This window comes from Haloarcula rara, assembly GCF_029338235.1.
Lineage (GTDB): Archaea > Halobacteriota > Halobacteria > Halobacteriales > Haloarculaceae > Haloarcula > Haloarcula rara.
Map to the genome: position 1 here is coordinate 71,510 of NZ_CP119785.1, position 18,775 is coordinate 90,284.

Annotated in this window: 18 protein-coding genes and 2 tRNA genes; 14 read left to right on the forward strand and 6 right to left on the reverse strand. The window is 64.6% G+C overall.

The window, feature by feature from the left end:
* Nucleotides 1–41: 41 nt before the first annotated feature.
* Nucleotides 42–617 (reverse strand): MBL fold metallo-hydrolase, encoded by a 576-nt coding sequence (locus tag P1K32_RS00410; RefSeq protein WP_276250760.1) that lies wholly within the window; start codon nt 615–617, stop codon nt 42–44.
* Nucleotides 618–763: 146 nt separating this feature from the next.
* Between P1K32_RS00410 and P1K32_RS00415 the strand changes: the two genes are divergently transcribed.
* The 7 genes from P1K32_RS00415 (at nt 764) to P1K32_RS00445 (ending at nt 8,543) form a co-directional block, all read left to right on the forward strand.
* Entirely contained in the window at nt 764–1,348 is a 585-nt protein-coding gene (locus tag P1K32_RS00415; RefSeq protein ID WP_276250761.1) for a HalX domain-containing protein, read from the forward strand.
* Nucleotides 1,349–1,361: 13 nt separating this feature from the next.
* Nucleotides 1,362–2,021 (forward strand): RAD55 family ATPase, encoded by a 660-nt coding sequence (locus tag P1K32_RS00420; RefSeq protein WP_276250762.1) that lies wholly within the window; start codon nt 1,362–1,364, stop codon nt 2,019–2,021.
* Between the two features lie 50 nt (nt 2,022–2,071).
* Nucleotides 2,072–2,815: an FAD-dependent thymidylate synthase gene (gene thyX, locus P1K32_RS00425; RefSeq protein ID WP_276250763.1), complete on the forward strand. Its 744-nt coding sequence runs from the start codon at nt 2,072–2,074 to the stop codon at nt 2,813–2,815.
* A 180-nt stretch (nt 2,816–2,995) separates the two neighbouring features.
* Nucleotides 2,996–6,103, forward strand: a complete 3,108-nt coding sequence (locus tag P1K32_RS00430; protein ID WP_276250764.1) for an FAD-linked oxidase C-terminal domain-containing protein — start codon at nt 2,996–2,998, stop codon at nt 6,101–6,103.
* 49 nt (nt 6,104–6,152) lie between these two features.
* A complete protein-coding gene (locus P1K32_RS00435; protein WP_276250765.1) occupies nt 6,153–7,268 on the forward strand; it encodes a helix-turn-helix transcriptional regulator in 1,116 nt (371 codons plus the stop codon).
* 67 nt (nt 7,269–7,335) lie between these two features.
* Nucleotides 7,336–7,410: transfer RNA gene (locus tag P1K32_RS00440), tRNA-Glu, on the forward strand.
* Between the two features lie 620 nt (nt 7,411–8,030).
* A complete protein-coding gene (locus tag P1K32_RS00445) occupies nt 8,031–8,543 on the forward strand; it encodes a DUF21 domain-containing protein (RefSeq protein ID WP_276250766.1) in 513 nt (170 codons plus the stop codon).
* Between the two features lie 85 nt (nt 8,544–8,628).
* Here the strand turns inward: P1K32_RS00445 and P1K32_RS00450 are convergent, their stop codons facing one another.
* The 4 genes from P1K32_RS00450 to P1K32_RS00465 all read right to left on the reverse strand — a co-directional run bounded on the left by P1K32_RS00450 (nt 8,629) and on the right by P1K32_RS00465 (nt 12,398).
* Complete coding sequence (locus tag P1K32_RS00450; RefSeq protein ID WP_276250767.1) at nt 8,629–8,814, reverse strand: DUF7576 family protein; 186 nt, start codon at nt 8,812–8,814, stop codon at nt 8,629–8,631.
* Between the two features lie 120 nt (nt 8,815–8,934).
* Nucleotides 8,935–10,116, reverse strand: coding sequence for a bifunctional sugar-1-phosphate nucleotidylyltransferase/acetyltransferase (gene glmU, locus P1K32_RS00455; protein ID WP_276250768.1), 1,182 nt, complete (start codon nt 10,114–10,116; stop codon nt 8,935–8,937).
* 125 nt (nt 10,117–10,241) lie between these two features.
* Nucleotides 10,242–10,316, reverse strand: a tRNA-Glu gene (locus tag P1K32_RS00460).
* Between the two features lie 117 nt (nt 10,317–10,433).
* Nucleotides 10,434–12,398, reverse strand: a complete 1,965-nt coding sequence (locus tag P1K32_RS00465; RefSeq protein WP_276250769.1) for a 3-hydroxyacyl-CoA dehydrogenase/enoyl-CoA hydratase family protein — start codon at nt 12,396–12,398, stop codon at nt 10,434–10,436.
* A 202-nt stretch (nt 12,399–12,600) separates the two neighbouring features.
* On the opposite strand from P1K32_RS00465, the gene P1K32_RS00470 reads away from it, so the two are divergent.
* From P1K32_RS00470 to P1K32_RS00480, 3 genes are all read left to right on the forward strand, one after another.
* Nucleotides 12,601–13,041, forward strand: a complete 441-nt coding sequence (locus P1K32_RS00470; protein WP_276250770.1) for an Hsp20/alpha crystallin family protein — start codon at nt 12,601–12,603, stop codon at nt 13,039–13,041.
* A 189-nt stretch (nt 13,042–13,230) separates the two neighbouring features.
* A complete protein-coding gene (gene cysE / locus P1K32_RS00475; protein ID WP_276250771.1) occupies nt 13,231–13,806 on the forward strand; it encodes a serine O-acetyltransferase in 576 nt (191 codons plus the stop codon).
* A gap of 32 nt (nt 13,807–13,838) precedes the next feature.
* On the forward strand, nt 13,839–14,453 hold the full coding sequence (locus P1K32_RS00480) for a DNA-3-methyladenine glycosylase family protein (protein ID WP_276250772.1): 615 nt from the start codon (nt 13,839–13,841) through the stop codon (nt 14,451–14,453).
* A gap of 45 nt (nt 14,454–14,498) precedes the next feature.
* Here P1K32_RS00480 and P1K32_RS00485 read toward each other — a convergent pair whose 3' ends face one another.
* Nucleotides 14,499–15,848 (reverse strand): RimK family alpha-L-glutamate ligase, encoded by a 1,350-nt coding sequence (locus P1K32_RS00485; RefSeq protein ID WP_276250773.1) that lies wholly within the window; start codon nt 15,846–15,848, stop codon nt 14,499–14,501.
* Between the two features lie 85 nt (nt 15,849–15,933).
* Between P1K32_RS00485 and P1K32_RS00490 the strand changes: the two genes are divergently transcribed.
* The 4 genes from P1K32_RS00490 to P1K32_RS00505 all read left to right on the forward strand — a co-directional run bounded on the left by P1K32_RS00490 (nt 15,934) and on the right by P1K32_RS00505 (nt 18,750).
* Complete coding sequence (locus P1K32_RS00490) at nt 15,934–16,974, forward strand: succinylglutamate desuccinylase/aspartoacylase family protein (protein WP_276250774.1); 1,041 nt, start codon at nt 15,934–15,936, stop codon at nt 16,972–16,974.
* A 131-nt stretch (nt 16,975–17,105) separates the two neighbouring features.
* A complete protein-coding gene (gene sdhC / locus P1K32_RS00495) occupies nt 17,106–17,501 on the forward strand; it encodes a succinate dehydrogenase, cytochrome b556 subunit (protein ID WP_276250775.1) in 396 nt (131 codons plus the stop codon).
* Nucleotides 17,501–17,866 (forward strand): succinate dehydrogenase hydrophobic membrane anchor subunit, encoded by a 366-nt coding sequence (locus tag P1K32_RS00500; RefSeq protein ID WP_276250776.1) that lies wholly within the window; start codon nt 17,501–17,503, stop codon nt 17,864–17,866. Before sdhC ends, P1K32_RS00500 begins: the two co-directional genes overlap by 1 nt.
* Nucleotides 17,866–18,750 carry a succinate dehydrogenase/fumarate reductase iron-sulfur subunit gene (locus P1K32_RS00505; protein WP_276250777.1) on the forward strand — a complete coding sequence of 295 codons (885 nt, stop codon included), beginning with the start codon at nt 17,866–17,868 and terminating at the stop codon, nt 18,748–18,750. The genes P1K32_RS00500 and P1K32_RS00505 overlap by 1 nt, the downstream gene beginning before the upstream one ends.
* The last annotated feature ends 25 nt before the right edge of the window (nt 18,751–18,775 follow it).

The following is an 18,775-nucleotide window of genomic DNA, read 5'->3' on the forward strand; positions in this document are numbered from 1 at the left end:
CTCGTTGGTATGGACGAACCGATAAATGTCTTTGCGGGGGCCTAGAACCGCGCCGCCTGCCAGGCGAGCTCGATGTCGTGGTACGGTCGGTCCTCGACGCTGGGGCCGTGACCGGTGTGCATCGCCGCGAGGTCCTCTGGAACCGTCTCCAGTACGCGGTCGATGCTCTCGACCAGCTGGTCGCGGTCGCCCTCTTCGAGGTCCGTCCGGCCGAAGCTCCCGTTGGCGAAGACCAGGTCGCCCGCGAACAGCACACTCGCCGCCGCGGAGAACAGACAGAGGTGGTCGTTCTTGTGACCCGGCGTGTGGAGTGCGGTGTACTCGTGGTCGCCCAGCCGGACGGTGTCGCCGTCTTCGATTGCGTGATCGGTGCCATCCTGAGTCGTGTCGTATCCCCAGACGTCGACGTCGAAGGCCTCGACGACCGCGGGGAGGTTCTCGACGTGGTCGTAGTGGGTATGTGTCAGGACGACGGCGTCTATATCGTCGACGTGCTCTCGAGCGGCGCTGACGACGTCGAACTCGTTGCCGACGTCGACGAGCACGCGACGGTCGCCGGTGACGAGAAAGACGTTACTGGTAAAGGCGTCAGTTCGCCGAGCCAGGTTCCGAATCATACACTCGCTTCGACCGGGCCGGCCATGTCGGTGTCGCTCCCGGCGGCGGAGTGCCCCCCGGATATGTCAGACGTAACCACGGTGTACGGCCAAACACCCACAGGGCTATGTAGGAGGATACAGAAACTGTGGTAGTAAGGAATAGCATGTCTGAGTCGGACCCACCTGTCGTACTTATTGTGGAGGATGAACCGGACGTCGCCGAGACGTACAAACTGTGGCTACAGGGTGATTACGAGGTCCGAATGGGGCAAAACGGGGACGAAGGCCTCGAGCTACTGGACGAAGACGTCGACGTGGTCCTGCTCGACCGGATGATGCCGGGACTGTCGGGTGACGAAGTTCTCAGCGAGATTCGAAAGCGCGACCTGGGCTGTCGGGTCGCGATGGTCACCGCCGTCGAACCGGACTTCGACATTCTGGAGATGGGCTTTGACGCCTACCTCTCGAAGCCGATTCGGAGCGAACAGCTTCATGACACCGTGACGAACCTCCTGGAGCGTTCGGAGTACGATTCGATGCTGCAGGAGTACTACGCGCTGGTCGAGAAGCAGGCCACACTGGAGGCGACGAAATCCAGCGCGGAACTGGCCGAGAGCGACCAGTACTCCGACCTGACCGAAGAGATAGCCGAGATGCGCGAGGGGCTCGACGATACGCTTGGGGGTATCGAAGACGACGACGACTTCATCGCAACGCTGCGTGGACTGAGCAACGGTGACGAAGAGTGAGGGGGTGAAAGGTATGTACGATCTGTCATCAGTTCTCGATTTCGACGCACTGGCCGAGGTCCGGCCCGGGTCCAGTATCCTCGTCTCGGGACCCGCGATGACCGGGAAAGAGAAACTCGTCTACGATATCCTGGCCGACGGGGCCAGAGACGGCGACGGCGCCGTGGTCGTCACCACGAGCGACAAGGCGGCCAGCGTCGTCGAGGAGTTTCGCGACCGCGTACCGGACCTCCAGGGGGCCCAGCTCGGCGTCGTGGACTGCCGCGGCGAGGGCGGGGCCGACCCCGAACTAATCGACGGAGTGTCCGTCCACCAGGTCTCCTCGCCGGGCGACCTGACCGGTATCGGTATCGGCATCACCAAAGCGCTGGAGGGGCTCCACGACTCCGGGCGCGAGCGGGGTCGTCTGGCGCTTGTCTCGCTGTCGACGATGCTGACCTACACCGACAAGAAGACCGTCTTCAAGTTCTGTCACGTCCTGTCGTCCCGGCTCGACGCCGCCGGCTACATCGGTGTGTTCACCATCGACTCGGGGGCACACGACCAGCAGACTATCCAGGTCATCAAGCAGGCCTTCGACGGGCTCATCGACATCCGCGACGCCGACGGAGGCGGCCGCGAGGCCCGCGTCTTGGGGCTGGCTACCGAACCCACCGACTGGAAGCGAATCTGAACTCCGGCGTCGGAAGGAAGTATTTTCACCTTCCGGGTGTCCCACCCCGTATGGAAGTCACGCTGCTCGAAGCCACCGAGGACCCGGAGGAACTCATCTGCAAGGGGGCACGCAACGATTACAGCGACGAGTTCGTCGGCGGCCAATCCTTCGAGGCGACGATGGAGACGGTCGAGGGCGACACGCTGGAAGCAAAGAAGGAGACGCTCATCGGGCACCTGCTGGACCACGGTCACTTCGGTCCGTTCGAGCACCCCCAGATAACCTTCGCCGTCGAGGGGGTCTCCCGCTCGTGTATGGCACAGATAACTCGCCACCGACACGTCTCCTTCGACGTCCAGTCGATGCGATACGTCGCCTTCGACGACGTAGACCCCGCCGACGTCCGCGAGGGCGAGATGGTCGTCATCCCGCCATCGGCGACGGACCCGGACTGGGTCGGTCGCAACCAGCAGAGCGTCCAGGTCGACGAGGAGACCGTCGAGGAACGCGCCGAAATATTCAGAGACACCATCGAGGACGCCGTCGAGTCTTATCAGCAGCTACTCGACCTCGGGATGCCACCGGAAGACGCCCGCTTCGTCCTCCCTATCGGGACGAAGGTGAACATGGTGATGTCGATGAACGCTCGCATGCTGATGCACGTCGCCGACATGCGCGCCGCCGCGGACGCCCAGTGGGAGATTCGCGGGCTGACCGAGGACCTGCTGGACATCGCCGCCGACTGGTGTCCCATCACGTTCGACCACTACGAACGCGAGATGAAAAACCGGAAGAACCGCCTCGCGCCGTAGCGTTCCCGAACCGCCTGATACGGACCGTTGTAGATTATTTCCGGCAAACGTCGACCCCGGGGTCGACTCTGACCGGTAAATTGCTACAACGGTCCGTATGACTATCTCTGTTCAGAACCGAGCGACCCCGCGAGCCATGGGTGCGCCAGCTTAACGTGGGGGCGGCCCAGACCCTGAGCCATGGGCGCTACCGAGGGGGACACGAACGACGACCCTGCCGGCGACCAGCGGGCCGACTACGACTATCAGGGCGGGAGGGTCGCCCGACCGGCGATGGTCGCGGAACTCCGCGAGCGCGTCGAGGGCGATATCCGCTTCGACGAGTACTCCCGGCAACTGTACGCTACCGACGCCAGCGCGTACGAGGTGACGCCGGTCGGCGTCGTCTATCCCGCATCGACTGCCGACGTGGCCGCCGTGATGAACTACTGCGCGAGACGCGAGATACCGGTCCTCCCCCGCGGGGGCGGGACCAGCCTCGCTGGCCAATCGGTCAACGAGGCCGTCGTCCTCGATTTCACCCGTCACATGGACGAGCTGCTGTCGGTCAGCCCCGAGGACCGGCGGGCGACGGCCCAGGTCGGGACGACGCTCGGGGACCTGAACGCTGCGCTCGCTCCCGAGGGACTGAAGTTCGCGCCGGACCCGGCGTGGGGCGACAAATCGGCGCTGGGCGGGGCCATCGGGAACAACTCCACCGGCGCCCACTCGCTGCAGTACGGCAAGACCGACCACTATATCGAATCCTGCGAGGTTGTCCTCGCGGATGGGACGGTGACCACGTTCGGCGAGACCACGGTCGAACAGCTACGGGCCGCCGGCGACCCCGACGGCGACCTGGAAGCCCGCATCTACGACGCCGTGGTCCGGCTCCTCGAGGACGCTGCCGAGGCCATCGAGGCGTCGTACCCGCGGCTCAAACGGAACGTCTCGGGGTACAACCTCGACCGGCTGCTGGCGGAGGCCCGCGGCGAGTACGGCGAGGCGGGCACCGTCAACCTCGCGCGACTACTGGCCGGCAGCGAGGGGACCCTGGCCATCGTCACGGAGGCGACCGTGGCTCTGGAGCCGGTCCCAGAGACGAAGGCGCTCGCGCTGTTGACCTACGACGACCTCGTGACCGCAATGTGTGACGTCGAGCCGATACTCGCACACGACCCCGCCGCGGTCGAGGTACTCGACGACGTCCTGCTCGACCTGGCCGCCGAGACCGAGGATTTCGGCGCGCTCGTCGACGAAATCGTCCCCGGCGGGACGGGGGCGATACTGCTGGTGGAGTTCTACGCCGGGGACGACGAGTCCGGGAAAGAGAAAGTCGCGGACCTGCTTGCCGACCGCATCGGCGACGTCGATACGGCCGTCACGCCGAGTGCCGACGCCGCGACGGTGACCGACGCACCGACCCACGCGTTCCTCGGCCGTGAGGCCCACAGCGACGACGAGCGCAAGCGCTTCTGGAAACTTCGGAAATCCGGCCTGCCTATCTTGCTGGGTCGGACCAGCGACGCCAAACATATCAGCTTCATCGAGGACACGGCGGTCCCGCCGGAGAACCTCCCCGAGTACGTCGCGGAGTTCCGGCAGCTTCTCGAGGAACAGGGCACCTTCGCCTCCTTCTACGCCCACGCAGGGCCGGGCTGTCTGCACATCCGCCCGCTCGTGGACACCAAGACCGTCGACGGAGTAGAGCGCATGGAGGCCATCGCCGACGGCGCGACGGACCTCGTCCAGAAGTACGGCGGGAGCGTCTCCGGCGAGCACGGCGACGGCCGCGCTCGGACCCAGTGGAATCACAAGCTGTACGGTGACGACGTCTGGGAGCTGTTTCAGGACCTCAAGCGGACATTCGACCCCGACTGGCTGCTGAACCCGGGCCAGGTCGTAGGCGCTGGCGAAACCGCCGTCGCCGCCGGCGACGCACCGCCCCGTGCCCGGACTGTCGATATGACCGAGAACCTCCGCTTTTCGCCGGAGTACGACTTCGAGATGGGCTTTTCCCCCGCGCTGGACTGGCCCAACGAGAACGGGATGGCCGGGATGGTCGAACTCTGTCACGGCTGTGGCGGCTGTCGCGGCCCCCAGGAGACAACCGGCGGCGTGATGTGTCCGACCTACCGGGCGGCCGACGAGGAGAGCACCGCGACACGCGGCCGAGCGAACATGCTGCGCCAGGCCATGAGCGGCGACCTGCCCGACGACCCCACCGACGACGAATTCGTCTCGGAAGTGATGGACCTCTGTATCGGCTGCAAGGGCTGTGCGAAAGACTGCCCGAGCGAGGTCGACATGGCGAAGCTCAAAGCCGAAGTCGAACACGCCCACCACGAGGAACACGGCGCGAGCCTTCGGGACCGAATCTTCGCGAACGTCGAGACTATTTCATGGGTCGGGAGTACGCTCGCGCCGGTGTCGAACTGGGCCGCGAAACTGCCCGGCAGCGGGTATCTGGGCGAGAAACTGCTCGGCATCGCCCGCGAGCGAGACCTCCCGACCTTCCAGAGCGAGTCGTTCGAAGCGTGGTGGGCCGACCGCGGCCCCGCCGTCCACGAAGACGAGGCCACCCGTCGGGCACTCCTGTTCCCGGACACGTACAACAACTACAGCCACCCAGAGGTGCTCCGGGCCGCCGTCGAGGTGCTCGAGGCCGCTGGCGTCCACGTCCGGGTGCCCGACGACGTCGGGCCCTCAGGCCGGGCCGCCCACTCGAAGGGGTTTCTCGACCTGGCCCGCGAACGAGCGGCGGCGAACGTCGACGCGCTTGCCCCGCGCATCGCCGATGGCTGGGACGTGGTGGTCGTCGAACCCTCCGACGCTGTAATGGCCCAGTCGGACTATCTGGACCTGCTCGGGCACGACCACGACGACGCGACCACACTCGCGAGCGGGACCTTCGGCGTCTGTGAGTATCTCGACCGGTTCGCGCTCGACAGCAACGTCGACTGGGAGACGACTGACGCGTCGCTGACCTACCACGGCCACTGTCACCAGAAGGCAGTGACGAAGGACCACCACGCGGTCGGCGTCCTCCGCCGGGCCGGCTACGACGTCGACCCGCTCGACTCGGGCTGCTGTGGGATGGCCGGCTCCTTTGGCTACGAAGCCGAACACTACTCGATGAGCCAGCATATCGCGGAGATACTCTTCGACCAGGTCCGGTCGAGCGACGGGGAAGAAGTCGTCGCGCCCGGGGCCTCCTGCCGGACACAGCTCGGCGACGGTCCGACCGACGGCGGGGTTCCCCATCCGGTCCAGAAACTGGCAGACGTAGTCCGGATAGCCGACGAGTAGGGGGTCCATTCACAGTGTTTTTATGCTGTCCTCGGGTCTTACGATGTAGATGTCACGCGCGGTCGTCGCCATACTCGCCGCTCTCTTGCTGGTTGGGAGCTTCGCCGCCTCACCGGCAGTGGCCGAAACGAGTGTCGACCGATTGCAGACGCCGGACCAGTTCGACACGACGACGTTCCGCGTCACGCTCTACGAGAACGGGTCGGCCACCTGGGCGATAGAACACTACCAGCCCCTGGAGGATAACGAGACCGAGCAGTTCCGGGCCTACGCGTCGGAGTTCGAGGACAACGAAACGTCCCTCTACCGGAATTTCGTCGAGGACGCCGAGGCGCTCACGCGGCTTGGGACGAACGAAACCGGCCGGCAGATGGACGCCCGGAACTTCCAGCGGTCTGCCGGTATCGAGACGAGACCGGGACAGGACAGAGGGACGGTCCGGATGTCGTTCATGTGGGCGAACTTCGCCCAGACGTACGACGAGCGGATAGTCGTCAGTGACGTATTCGAGGACGGCTTCTACCTCGGTTCCGGACAGCGGATGGTGTTCGAACACGAGACGTCGATGGTGTTTACTAGCGCCGAACCGGGGCCGGACTCCCGGAGTGACCCACACTCGCTGGCAGACAGCCAGTCGATAACGTACGTCGGCGAGCGGCCGTTCAACGACAACCGGCCGTACGTCGAGCTGGGTCCACCGTCGTCAGCGCGGGGCACGCCGACCGAGAACGAGACCACCGTCGCTGCAAGCACCGGCGAGAGCATGTGGCAGTTCGCCATCGTACTGGCAGTCCTCGCGCTTGGGGCGGTAGCCGCCGCGGCCTGGCGGTCCGGAGCCGCAGGAGTCGTCCTCGGAGGTGGGGACGAAGACGGCGGGACCACGACGGAGTCGGCGAGCGAGTCGACACCGGACACCGCCGTCGAGGAGCCGGAACTGCTCAACGACGACGACCGCGTCATCAAGCTGCTGGAGGAGAACGGGGGTCGGATGAAACAGGTCGATATCGTCGAGACGACCGAGTGGTCCAAATCCAAGGTCAGTATGCTCCTCTCGGACATGGAAGAGGAGGGCGACATCAGCAAACTCCGGGTAGGCCGTGAGAACATCATCAGCCTCGCCGGCGAGGAGCCCGACGCGGCCGGCTCCCCGTTCGACGAGGAGTGAGAAACCCACACAGGGCGCTTCCGAAACGGAATCATTATAGGTACCTCTACCCTTGAACTCAGTGTACGCTCTGGTGGTGTAGTCCGGCCAATCATATCACCCTCTCACGGTGATGACCAGGGTTCAAATCCCTGCCGGAGCATTTCTGCGACGAGCAACTCGTGAGTCGCTGACATCGACAGGAGAGATTTGAATCCTATCAGTCGCGCGGAGCGAACATAGTGAGCGAGCACGTCTGATTCCGGTTCAAATCCCTGCCAGAGCATTACTGCGACGAACAACTCGTGAGTCGCTGACATCGACTGAAGGATTTGAACCCTATCAGTCGCGCGGAGCGAACATAGTGAGCGAGCACGTCTGATTCCGGTTCAAATCCCTGCCAGAGCATTACTGCGACGAACAACTCGTGAGTCGCTGACATCGACTGAAGGATTTGAACCCTATCAGTCGCGCACAGCGAACAGAGTGAGCGAGCACGTCTGATTCCGGTTCAAATCCCTGCCGGAGCATTTCTGCGACGAGCAACTCGTGAGTCGCTGACATCGACAGGAGAGATTTGAATCCTATCAGTCGCGCGGAGCGAACATAGTGAGCGAGCACGTCTGATTCCGGTTCAAATTCCGAGAGACTCGCAAAGCGAGTCTCTCGACGTTCGCGAACGCTACGCGTTCGCTCACTCCCTGCCGGACCATTCTTCAGCAGTAACCTATCGAGCGACAGCGATGGCCCGGTTCTTTGACCCCACTTCCTGATGGGACTGGTATGTCTGTTCCGCTCGCGCCGACGCTCGTCGCCATCGTCACCCTGCTCGGGTGTAGCGCCTTCTTCTCCAGCAGCGAGACGGCGCTGTTCTCGCTCTCGCGGGAGTGGCTGGCCGATGCCGCTGTGACCGACCAGCGGGCGGCCGCCGTCGCGGACGTGCTCGAGGACCCACACAGGCTGCTGGTCACGCTGCTGGTCGGGAACAACGTCGTCAACATCACGCTGTCGAGTCTCCTGACCGCGGTGCTGGTCGACCGGCTCGACCCGGGGCTTGCCGTCCTCGCTACGACGGTCGTCGCCAGTACGGTCATCCTGATTGCCGGGGAGATCATCCCCAAGTCCTACGGCCTGGGCCACGCCCAGACGTTCGCGCTACGGGTCGTCCGGCCGCTGCGGTACGTCAGCCTCCTGCTGTATCCGGTCGTCGTCGTCTTCGACCTGCTCACCAGAACCGTCTCGGACACCGTCGGGGGTCAGCAGTCCATCGAGCAAGCCTACGACGAAGTAAAGTGAGACTTCGGGCTTTCTGTCCGCGGAGTTCCCGAGTTCGACCGCACTGAGACAGCCGATAGGAGAAGAGAGAAAGAGCGACCCGTCGTCAGGCACCGCCCCACGACTCGCGACAGTCCTCGTCACAGAAATGGGCCGTCTCGACGCCGTCCTCCTCTACCCACGTTATCACGCGGTGTGTCACCTCGTTGGCTATGACGGCGTCACACACCGCGCAGTTCGGGGCATCCTCCTCGTCGATATCTTCGTGGTGATCCGATGTTGGGTCGACCATCTTACCGATGCGTGGTCGTCGCCCTACTTAATCTCACATACTCGTCGGCGAGAAGCCGTCAACCTCGCTACTGCTTTAGGAACGTTGTGTCGGGTCGGGTCGTCCCTCCGTTCGGTGTCGCTACCGGTCTCTGGTGACACTCTCTCCGGGCGTCGTCGTCGCGCCCGCCGAGAGCACGACACCGGCATCGAGACTGGTGTTGATGGCGGTCCGGACGCCATCGCCGGCGACGACACCGAACTTCCGGCGGTCGGTCGAGACGCGGTCGCCTTTGACCGTTATCTTCACCGGCTCGCCGTCGTGGCGGAGGTTCGCGACCTGGGTGCTCGCGCCGAGGTTCACGTCGGTGCCGAGCACGCTGTCGCCGACGTAGGAGACGTGTGGGACGTTCGAGTCGGCCATGACGACGCTGTTCTTGATTTCGACGCCGTGGCCGACGTGGGTGTCCTCGCCGAGGACCGTGGCGCCGCGGACGTACGCGTTCGGGCCGACAGTCGAACCAGCGCGGACCAGTGCCGGGCCCTCGATGACGACACCGGGCTCGACGACGGCGCCCTCCTCTATGACCACGTCACCCCGCAGGTCGGCGTCACCGCGGACCTCACCGTCGATACGGCGGTCAAGCTCGCCGACTTTCCACTCGTTGGCTTCCAGCAGCTCCCAGGGCCGGCCCACGTCGAGCCAGCGGTCGACCTCGACGGCAGTGACGTCGTAGGCCTCGATGACCTGCGTGACGACGTCCGTTATCTCTCGTTCGCCCCGCTCGCTCATCTCGACGTCGAGCCACTCGCGGGCCTCGGCCGGGAAGACGTACGCGCCGGCGTTTGCCAGTTGCGTCGGCGGGTCGGCGGGCTTCTCGATAATGGCGGTGACCCGGTCGCCCTCTGTCGAGAGGACGCCGTAGTTCGACGGGTCCGGGACCTGGTAGGCGGCGATGGACGGCGCCGCGTCGAAGAGGGCAGAGAGGCTCGCCTCGTCGTAGAGATTGTCCCCGTTCAGCACGGCGAAGGGGCCGTCCAGATACTCGCGGGCGGCGTCGACGGCGTCTGCAGTGCCGAGTTGCTCCTCCTGGACGGCGAACTCGACCGGAACGCCGCCGTAGCTGTCGCCGAAGAACTCACGCACCGCGTCGGCCTCGTAGCCGACGACGAAGATGAGCTCCTCAGCACCGGCTTCGATTGCCGTGTCGGCGGTATGTGCCACCAGTGGGCGGTCCGCCACGGGGAGCATCGGTTTCGGCGTGTTCTTTGTCAGCGGACGCATCCGTGTCCCTTCGCCGGCGGCGAGTACGACTGCTTGCATACGTTGTTGGACTCACGGCCCCCGAAAATAGCTACCGCTGTGCCATTGTTTCTCATGTTCTTCCGAGCGCTAAAGGGGTGAAAGAAGTTCAGCAGTCGCTCACGAGTTTGTTCGCGACAGCAATGTGCTCGGTCAGGGATTTGAACCCTGGTCCTCGGCTCGAAAGGCCAAGATGATTGGCCGGACTACACCAACCGAGCGTACTTCCGGATTTCGGGTACACCAATTTAACCCCATCGAAATCTCCACTACCTGTGGCGCGGTGACACGGCACCCGATGGCCGTGCCGTGGGCGGGTCAGCCGGGGGGTCGCGGCGTTACTTGCCCTCGAACTCGGGGTCGCGGTCCTCGGTGAAGGCGGTCAGGCCCTCCATCAGGTCCTCCGTCGCGAACAGGTGGCCAAAGGCCTGTGACTCGACCTCGAGACCGGCCTCCTCGTCGACGCGGCCGGCGTGCATCGCGCGCTTCGTGAAGTCCATCGCGATAGGCGGGCCGGCGGCGAGGTCACGGGCCAGCTCTGTGGCTGCGTCCAGCAGCTCGTCGCTGCTGGTGACCTCGTTGATGAATCCGTAGTCGGCCATCTCCGCGGCCTCGTAGCGCTCGGCGGTGAAGATTATCTCTTTGGCACGTCCCTCGCCGACGATGTTCGCGAGTCGCTGCGTGCCGCCCCACCCGGGCAGCAGGCCGAGGTTGTGTTCGGGCTGGCCGAACTGGGAGCTCTCGGAGGCGACGCGCATGTCGGCGGCGGTGGCCAGTTCCATCCCGCCCCCGAGCGTGTAGCCGTCGATGCCGGCGACGACGGGCATCGGAGACTCCTCGAACTTGCCGAAGGTCTCCTGACCCTGTTTCGAGAGTTCGACGCCGTCGAGCGTGGTCGCGTTGGTCGCGGCCGACTGGACGTCCGCGCCCGCGGAGAACGCTCGGTCGCCCGCGCCTGTCAGCAGGATCGAGCGGACGTCGTCGTCCTCGTCGAGCTGGTCGATGGCGTCGGCGAGTTCGTCCAGCATCTCCGCGCTGACCGTGTTCATCCGGTGTGGTCGGTCGAGCTCGATGTGGCCCACGTGGCCGTCGAGCACGTCGACGTTGATGGTGTCGTAGCTGACTTCGCTCTCGTCGTCACCCCCGTAGAAGCCGCCCTGGGCGGCCGCGTTGGCCAGCCCGCCCGAAACCTCGTAGCGCTCCTCGTCGGTCTGGTCGTGCACATCGCCGAGCGTCTCGACGAGCGTCTCCAGACCGGCGTTGTCGGCCATCTTCGCGGGGCCGTCGGGGAAGCCGCCACCGAGCATCACGGCCTCGTCGATGTCGCCGACCGGGGCCACATCGTTCTCGACGAGCTTGCCGGTCTCGTTTGCCATCACGGCGAGCAGGCGGTGTTTGACGTCCTCGCTAGCCTGGTCCCGTGGGATGTCCGCGCCGCCGTCCTCGTAGTCGTAGAATCCCTCGCCGGTCTTCTTGCCGAGCTTCTCGTCTTCGACCTTCGCTTCGAGCAGCGGGCAAGGGTCGTAGGCCTCGCCGAGCGTCTCGTGCATGTACTCCAGGACGTGGAGGCCGACGTCGTTACCGACCTGGTCCGAGAGTTCGAGCGCGCCCATCGGGAGCCCGATGTCGAACTTCGTCGTCGAGTCGACCTCGGCGATGGTGGCCACGTCGTCGTGGACGAGCCAGCAGGCCTCGTTCATCAGCGGGACGAGGATGCGGTTGACGATGAACCCCGGCGAGTCCTTCCGGACGCGGACCGGGCTCTTGCCGAAGTCCTCGGCCAGTTCCTCGATAGCGTCGAGGGTCTCGTCGCTGGTGTGAGCGCCCGTGATGACCTCGACGAGCTGCATCCGCACCGGGGGATTGAAGAAGTGCATCCCGCAAAACTGCTCGGGGCGTTCGGTCACCTCCGAGAGTTCGGTGATAGAGAGGCTGGAGGTGTTGGTGGCGAAGATGGCCTCCTCGGGGGCGTGTTCCTCGACGTCGGTGTAGACGTCCTTCTTTATGTCCATCTTCTCTGGGACGGCCTCGATGACGACGTCGGCATCGCCCACCGCGTCCTCGACGTCGACGAGCGGAGTGATGCGGTCGAGTGCGCCGTCTGCTTCGTCCTGCGTGAGCTGGTCCTTCTCGGCGAGTTTGTTCAGCGACCACTCGATGTTGTCGTACCCGTCCTGGACGAACTCCTCTTTGATGTCGCGCATCCTGACCTCGTATCCCGAAAGTGCGGCGACCTCGGCGATGCCGTGGCCCATGTTGCCCGCGCCGAGCACCGCGACCGTCTCGATGTCCTCGAAATCCATGACATGTGTCCCCACTGGCGGCCGACGTTTCAACGTTTCTCTCCCTGAAAAACCGCCCCCGAGTTTATCAGGGCCTCACCGTCGCGACGGCGCCGGGAGCGAGTGAAAAAGACCATCTTACCGCGCCGAATGCCGTGGGTGCCCGTCTCGCTCGCTCACGTACTCAGTGGCTAACTAAGCGCGACGGCGTCCACGCTCCACTATGGACCGACAGTCCCCACTCGACAGTATGGAATCGTGGTTCGAACAGATGAGCAAGCAATTCGAGACCGCCGCGGACCGCTGGGGCACCGGTCTCGAACCGTGGTCGGAGGGGATGAGCCAGCCGCGAATCGACATGGCAGAGGACGACGAGCAGTACACAGTCGTGGCCGATATGCCCGGCTTCGGCAAAGATGACATCCAGGTGTACGTCACCGATAACACGCTCGCTATCGAGGCCGAACAGCGCGAAGAGATGGTGACCGAGGAGGCGAACTACATCCAGCAGGAGCGGGCACACCAGTCGCTGTCCCGACGCATCACACTCCCCAGCGACGCCGACACGGAGAACATCGCCGCGTCGATGGACGACGGCGTGTTGACCATCACCGTCGCCAGGGTCGAACCGCTCGACAGCGGTCACCAGATAGATATCGAGTAGCTCTCGGCGGTATTGCGTTCCCGCTGTTTTTAAGCCCGTTCGGCGGTGAGATACTCATATGAACGGTGGGTGTCATCTCTCGCCGGTTCGAATCGACAGTCAGCGACGCCGCGCGGAGTCGCGTCGCTGTTGTTGCGGGTCGATCTTTTCCCGATAGCACAGCTGTCGATTGCCCCCACCGACGCTACAATGTTCGAAACACTCAGGGACGACGTCCGCACGGCACTGGCCAAGGACCCCGCAGCGAGCAGTGCCACGGCCGTCGCCCTCACGTACCCCGGCCTGCACGCCATCTGGCTGTACCGCCTCGCTCACGCGCTGTGGGCGAGCGACCACGACTTTGCCGCCCGGCTCGTCTCACATCTGAGCCGCCTCCTGACCGGCGTCGAGATACACCCAGGCGCCGAGGTCGGCAACCGACTGTTCATCGACCACGGGATGGCGACCGTCATCGGCGAGACGGCCGTCGTCGGCGACGACGTGTTGCTGTATCACGGTGTGACACTGGGCGGCAAGTCCATGCGTCGCGAGAAGCGCCACCCCACGCTCGAAGACGGTGTCACGATAGGCGCCAACGCTACGCTCATCGGGCCCGTCACCATCGGGGAAAACGCCACGGTCGGTGCGGGCGCCGTCGTCGTCGACGACGTCTCCCCGGAGACGACGGTCGTCGGGAACCCCGCCCGCCCCATCGACCGTGAAAACGGCGACGTCGACGAAGAGCACTCGCCCGCGGTCACCGACGGGAGTGGCAGCGAGCAATAGGTTCATCACCCGCTACTCGTTACGACCGGGCGATGACGGATTCGCCGCACGAATTTCTCCGTGAAGACCCCGATATCGGCCCGCTCGTCGACGCCCACGGCGAACTGACGCTCGACCCCGCCGAGGACCTCTTCCAGCGACTGGTGGTCTCTATCTGTCGCCAGCAAGTGTCGATGGCGTCGGCCGCGGCCACGCGCGACCGGCTGTTCGACGTCGTCGAGATGACGCCGGCCGGCGTCCTGGCAGCAGACGACACGCTCCTCAAAGAGGCCGGCCTCTCGCGCCAGAAGACGCGCTACGTGAACGAGGTGGCGGCGGCCTTCGAGGAACAGGGCTACTCGGTCGAGTACTTCGAGGGGCTGGCCGACGACGCCGTCCGGGACGAACTCACGGGCATCACTGGCGTCGGTGCGTGGACAGCCAATATGCAACTCCTGTTCTCGCTGGGTCGCGAGGACGTGTTCCCCGTCGGTGACCTGGGGGTGCGCAAGGGATTCACGAACGTCGTGGGCGACGGCTACAGCCGCCCGGAGATGGTCGAGTACGCAAAACAGTGGGCGCCGTATCGGAGCTACGCGACGCTGTATCTGTGGCGGGCGGAGGAGGATATCGCAGAGAGTATCACAGAAGTGACAGACGAGAGGTGACAGGACAGGCACTCGGTGGCGTGACTCACTCTCGTCGGTACTTTCCTACTCCTCCGAGAACTCTTCTTCCTCGGTGTCGGTTTCGCGCTCGGCGTCGGCGCGGTGATTGACGTCCACCTGGTAGTGCTTGAGGATGTCCCGGCCCAACAGCACTTGATAGTCCATGTGAGCGCGGTCCTCGACGCTGGCGGTGACGGTGTGTTGGGTGCCACCCAGGCCGACGACCAGGTCGACGACCGGCCGCGAGCGGCCCGACTTGAGGCTGCCCGACTTTATCTTCACGATGTCGAGGATGGGACCAGTGCCGATTTCGGCGGCGAGCTCGGCGTCGATACTCGTCCTGGTCGCGCCGGTGTCGGACTTGGCCAGGACGGTCTTGTTCCCTCGCGTACCGGAGACGACGACCTCCTCGATGTAGCCGACGACGACGTTCTCGGCGCGCTTTTGTTTCGGTCTCGAGGGCATCGCCGCGGGCCGGGAGTCGTCGAGCCGGTCGGCGAGACGCTCGACCTCGCTGTCGGGGACGCTCCCACCGGCCCGTTCGATGGCACGCTGGGCGATGTACGGCGCGGGTGAGACACCGCTGGCTTCGAACAGTCCTCGGAAGCCCGCCGTCGGATTGACTTCGAGGACGTAGTACCCGTCCTCGCCCTGGACGATGTCCACGCCAGCGTAGTCGAGCCCGATGGCATCGACTGATTCGAGTGCCATCCGTCGCACCTGCTCGGGCAGCCGCCCGGTCATGTCCTCGACGTCGCCGCCCAGCGCGACGTTGGTCCGCCACTCGCCCTCGGGCGCGTAGCGGTTCATCGCGGCCACGACGCGGTCGCCGACAACGTACACGCGGAGGTCGTGGTGGCGTCCCTCATCGTGGTCCAAAAACTCCTGCAGGAACGCGTGGCGGTCGCCGACCTGCGCGTTGACGGGGTCGTCGAGTTCGACCATCCAGGTGCCCCCGCCGTGGGTGCCGATGGCCGTCTTGTACACCGCGCGGTCGCCGAACTGGGCGCGCTCTTCGTTGAGCCGCTCGTTCGAGAGTGCGAGGACGGCATCGGGTATCGGGACGCCGGCTTCGGCCAGCGCCGCGGCGCTTGCGAACTTATGCAGCGCTGTGGTCGCCGCCATCGGCTCGTTCAACATCGGCGCGAGGTTAGAGAGCGTCAGCGCCAGGCCGACGCCCTCCATCGGGTGTTCGTCGTTCGAGAGGAGGAGTCGGTTGGCGATGATGTCTACGTGCGGTTCAAGTGTCATGTCCCCTGCGGCGGCTCGCACAGTCAGGTTCTCCTCGCGCAGCCACGCCGTGTCGTATCCCATCTCGTCTGCGGCGTTGAGAATCGCCTTGGTCTCCTTGCTCGAATGGAGACTCAGGACGCCAACGGTGATGTCCTCACTCATTGCTGGCTAGTTCCGGGGGTGTCCGCAAAGGTCTGGCGGGTTCCTGTCCGGAGGTTTATATAGAGTGTATCACACTTGTTGCTGCATGGACGAGGCCGAGCCGTTCACGTACGACGGGGGGCGAGTGGACCCAGGCGAGACACAAAACGTCCGGTACACCGTCAGCGAGACGTATCTCGGGGACCCGGTTCGGATGCCCGTGACCATCATCAACGGGGAGCGACCGGGACCGACTGGCTTCCTCTCGGCGGCGGCCCACGGCGACGAACTCAACGGTATCGAGGTGGTTCGCGAGGTCGCCCACGAGTGGGACCTCGGCGAACTGGCGGGCACGCTCGTCTGTCTCCCCGTGCTGAACGTGCCGGCCTTTCTGGCACAGGAGCGGTATCTGCCTATCTACGACCGCGACCTCAACCGCTCGTTCCCGGGCGACCCCGAATCGACGAGCGCCAAGCGGATGGCCCACCGCATCTTCCGAAACTTCGTCGACCCCTGTGACTTCGGACTCGACTTCCACACCTCCACGCGCGGGCGGACCAACACCTTGCACGTCCGGGCCGACGTGGACGACGAGCCCGTCGCGCGGGTCGCGAAGGCCTTTGCCTCGAACGTCATCATCTCATCTGAGGGACCGTCGGGCTCGCTCCGGCGGGAGGCCAGCGAGGCGGGAACGCCCACTATCACCATCGAGATGGGGGAAGCCCACCGGTTCCAGCGACCGCTCATCGACAGCGCGCTGGACAGCGTCCGGTCTGTCCTGGCGGAGTTCGAGATGTTAGACTCCGAGGTCGTGCGCTGGCCCGGCTGGCGCACCGTCATCGAGAACACGGACGAGAAGACCTGGATTCGAGCCGACGCTGGCGGCCTCGTCGATATGCACCACGAGCGAGGCGGGCTGGTCTACGAGGACGAAATCATCTGTACCATCGCGAACCCGTTCAAAACCGACAGCACCACTGTCAGAGCCCCCTTCACCGGGTTACTCGTCGGGGTACTGGAGAACCCGCTGGTCTATCCCGGCAATCCGCTTTGTCACCTCGTCCACCTGGACGAGCGCACGCTTCGCGCGCTCGAACGGAGCCGGGAAGAACCGGTGTTCAGTGCCAACCCCGAACACCCCCCGTGACGCTGAACAGACGGCCGATTTCGTGGCCGATTATGTTCCATGCAAACAACCTGACGGGGCCGGTAGCCCTGATTCCGGCGAAAGGCGGGTGCGGTAGTAACTACTATCTGTCCCCGGACTAAGCCACCTGTATGAGTCAGTCTTACAATCGTGGCACCGTCGAGGACTTCGGGCGGTGGCGGGAGTTCTCGGCCGGGATGTGGGCCTGGATCTTCCACAAGTTCACCGGCTGGGTGCTCGTGGGCTACCTGTTTACCCACATCGCCGTCCTGAGTACCTCTCTGGGGGGCGCCGAGCTGTACACGAACACGCTCCAGGGTCTCGAAGCCCTGCTCGTCGTCCGGTTCCTCGAAGTCGGACTGCTGGCCGTCGCGGTCTTTCACATTCTGAACGGCGTTCGCCTGCTGATGGTCGACCTGGGCGTCGGGCTGGAGGCACAGGACAAAAGCTTCTACGCGTCGATGGTGCTGACCGGCGCTATCACCGTCGCGAGCATTCCGACTTTCCTCGGGGGGCCGCTGGCATAATGGCGGAACACTACTCTTCCTTCGAACGGGGCGGTCGCCGCTGGCTGCTCCAGCGGCTGACAGCGGTGTTCCTCATCGGCGTGCTGGCCTTCCACTTCCTCCTGTTGCACTTCGCGAACCACGCCGCCGACATCACCTTCGCTGGCACACAGGCGCGGATGAGTCAGGTCGGCTACTTCGCGACGATGTGGCTGTTCCTCGTGACAGCGACGTTCCACGGCGTCAACGGCGTCTACAACGCGCTCGTCAACCAGGGAATCGAGGGCACCCAGAAGACCGCTGTCAAGTGGGTGCTGGTCGTCGCCAGCCTGCTACTGGTCGCACAGGGCACGCGAGTCGCACTTGCCATGAACGGGTTCCTATAATGAGTACACAGATAGAACAACAGGAGACGGAGACCGAACAGGAGGAACAGGAGGCCGAAATCGAATCGCCCGGAGAGCGGCGTCGCGCGGAAAAGCGTGAACGCGAGGCCGAGCGAGAAGCACAGCGCGAGACCGAAGAGGCGACGCTTGACGACGAGGAGACCGTCCTCCTCAAAGTGTTCCGCTACGACCCCGAGGTCGAGGGCAAGCAGGAGCCGCGCTTCGACGACTTCCGCGTCCCGTTCCACAAGGGGATGACCGTCCTCGACGCGCTCATCTACGCCCGGGACGAGTACGACTCCTCGCTGACCTTCCGACACTCCTGCCGGCAGGCAGTGTGTGGGTCAGACGCGCTGTTTGTCAACGGGCGGCAGATGCTGGGTTGCAAGACACAGCTCGCCGAACTGGAGTCGCCGGTGCGCATCGAACCGCTCCCCCACCAGGAGGTCGTCAAGGACCTCGTCGTGGATATGGAACACTTCTACGACCAGATGCACGCCGTCGAGCCGTACTTCGACGCCGACGACCTCCCCGAAGACGAGCTCGAGGAACAGCGCCAGTCCCGGGAGAACCGCGAGAAGGTGAAGATGTCCACGCGGTGTATCTGGTGTGGCGCCTGTATGTCTTCCTGTAACATCGCCGCCGGCGACAACGAGTATCTCGGCCCCGCGGCCATCAACAAGGCCTACCGGTTCGCGATGGACGAACGCGAAGGCGCCGACCGCAAGCAGGAGCGCCTGCGCATCATCGAACAGGAACACGGCGTCTGGCGCTGTCAGACCCAGTTCTCCTGTACCGAGGTGTGCCCGAAGGACATCCCGCTGACCGAGCACATCCAGGAGCTGAAACGCGAAGCAGTCAAGAACAACCTCAAGTTCTGGTAGTCCCAAGGACCGCCAGACAACCTTT

What these genes read in the sequence shown, in the direction of transcription:
- P1K32_RS00415 (WP_276250761.1), top strand. Translation starts at nt 764, where the DNA reads ATGTCTGAGTCGGACCCACCTGTCGTACTTATTGTGGAGGATGAACCG.
- thyX (WP_276250763.1), top strand. Translation starts at nt 2,072, where the DNA reads ATGGAAGTCACGCTGCTCGAAGCCACCGAGGACCCGGAGGAACTCATC.
- P1K32_RS00490 (WP_276250774.1), top strand. Translation starts at nt 15,934, where the DNA reads ATGGACGAGGCCGAGCCGTTCACGTACGACGGGGGGCGAGTGGACCCA.
- P1K32_RS00465 (WP_276250769.1), bottom strand. Translation starts at nt 12,398, where the DNA reads ATGGATTTCGAGGACATCGAGACGGTCGCGGTGCTCGGCGCGGGCAAC.
- P1K32_RS00480 (WP_276250772.1), top strand. Translation starts at nt 13,839, where the DNA reads ATGACGGATTCGCCGCACGAATTTCTCCGTGAAGACCCCGATATCGGC.
- glmU (WP_276250768.1), bottom strand. Translation starts at nt 10,116, where the DNA reads ATGCAAGCAGTCGTACTCGCCGCCGGCGAAGGGACACGGATGCGTCCG.
- P1K32_RS00435 (WP_276250765.1), top strand. Translation starts at nt 6,153, where the DNA reads ATGTCACGCGCGGTCGTCGCCATACTCGCCGCTCTCTTGCTGGTTGGG.
- P1K32_RS00445 (WP_276250766.1), top strand. Translation starts at nt 8,031, where the DNA reads ATGTCTGTTCCGCTCGCGCCGACGCTCGTCGCCATCGTCACCCTGCTC.
- P1K32_RS00500 (WP_276250776.1), top strand. Translation starts at nt 17,501, where the DNA reads ATGGCGGAACACTACTCTTCCTTCGAACGGGGCGGTCGCCGCTGGCTG.
- P1K32_RS00420 (WP_276250762.1), top strand. Translation starts at nt 1,362, where the DNA reads ATGTACGATCTGTCATCAGTTCTCGATTTCGACGCACTGGCCGAGGTC.
- sdhC (WP_276250775.1), top strand. Translation starts at nt 17,106, where the DNA reads ATGAGTCAGTCTTACAATCGTGGCACCGTCGAGGACTTCGGGCGGTGG.
- P1K32_RS00505 (WP_276250777.1), top strand. Translation starts at nt 17,866, where the DNA reads ATGAGTACACAGATAGAACAACAGGAGACGGAGACCGAACAGGAGGAA.
- P1K32_RS00470 (WP_276250770.1), top strand. Translation starts at nt 12,601, where the DNA reads ATGGACCGACAGTCCCCACTCGACAGTATGGAATCGTGGTTCGAACAG.
- P1K32_RS00430 (WP_276250764.1), top strand. Translation starts at nt 2,996, where the DNA reads ATGGGCGCTACCGAGGGGGACACGAACGACGACCCTGCCGGCGACCAG.
- P1K32_RS00485 (WP_276250773.1), bottom strand. Translation starts at nt 15,848, where the DNA reads ATGAGTGAGGACATCACCGTTGGCGTCCTGAGTCTCCATTCGAGCAAG.
- P1K32_RS00410 (WP_276250760.1), bottom strand. Translation starts at nt 617, where the DNA reads ATGATTCGGAACCTGGCTCGGCGAACTGACGCCTTTACCAGTAACGTC.
- cysE (WP_276250771.1), top strand. Translation starts at nt 13,231, where the DNA reads ATGTTCGAAACACTCAGGGACGACGTCCGCACGGCACTGGCCAAGGAC.
- P1K32_RS00450 (WP_276250767.1), bottom strand. Translation starts at nt 8,814, where the DNA reads ATGGTCGACCCAACATCGGATCACCACGAAGATATCGACGAGGAGGAT.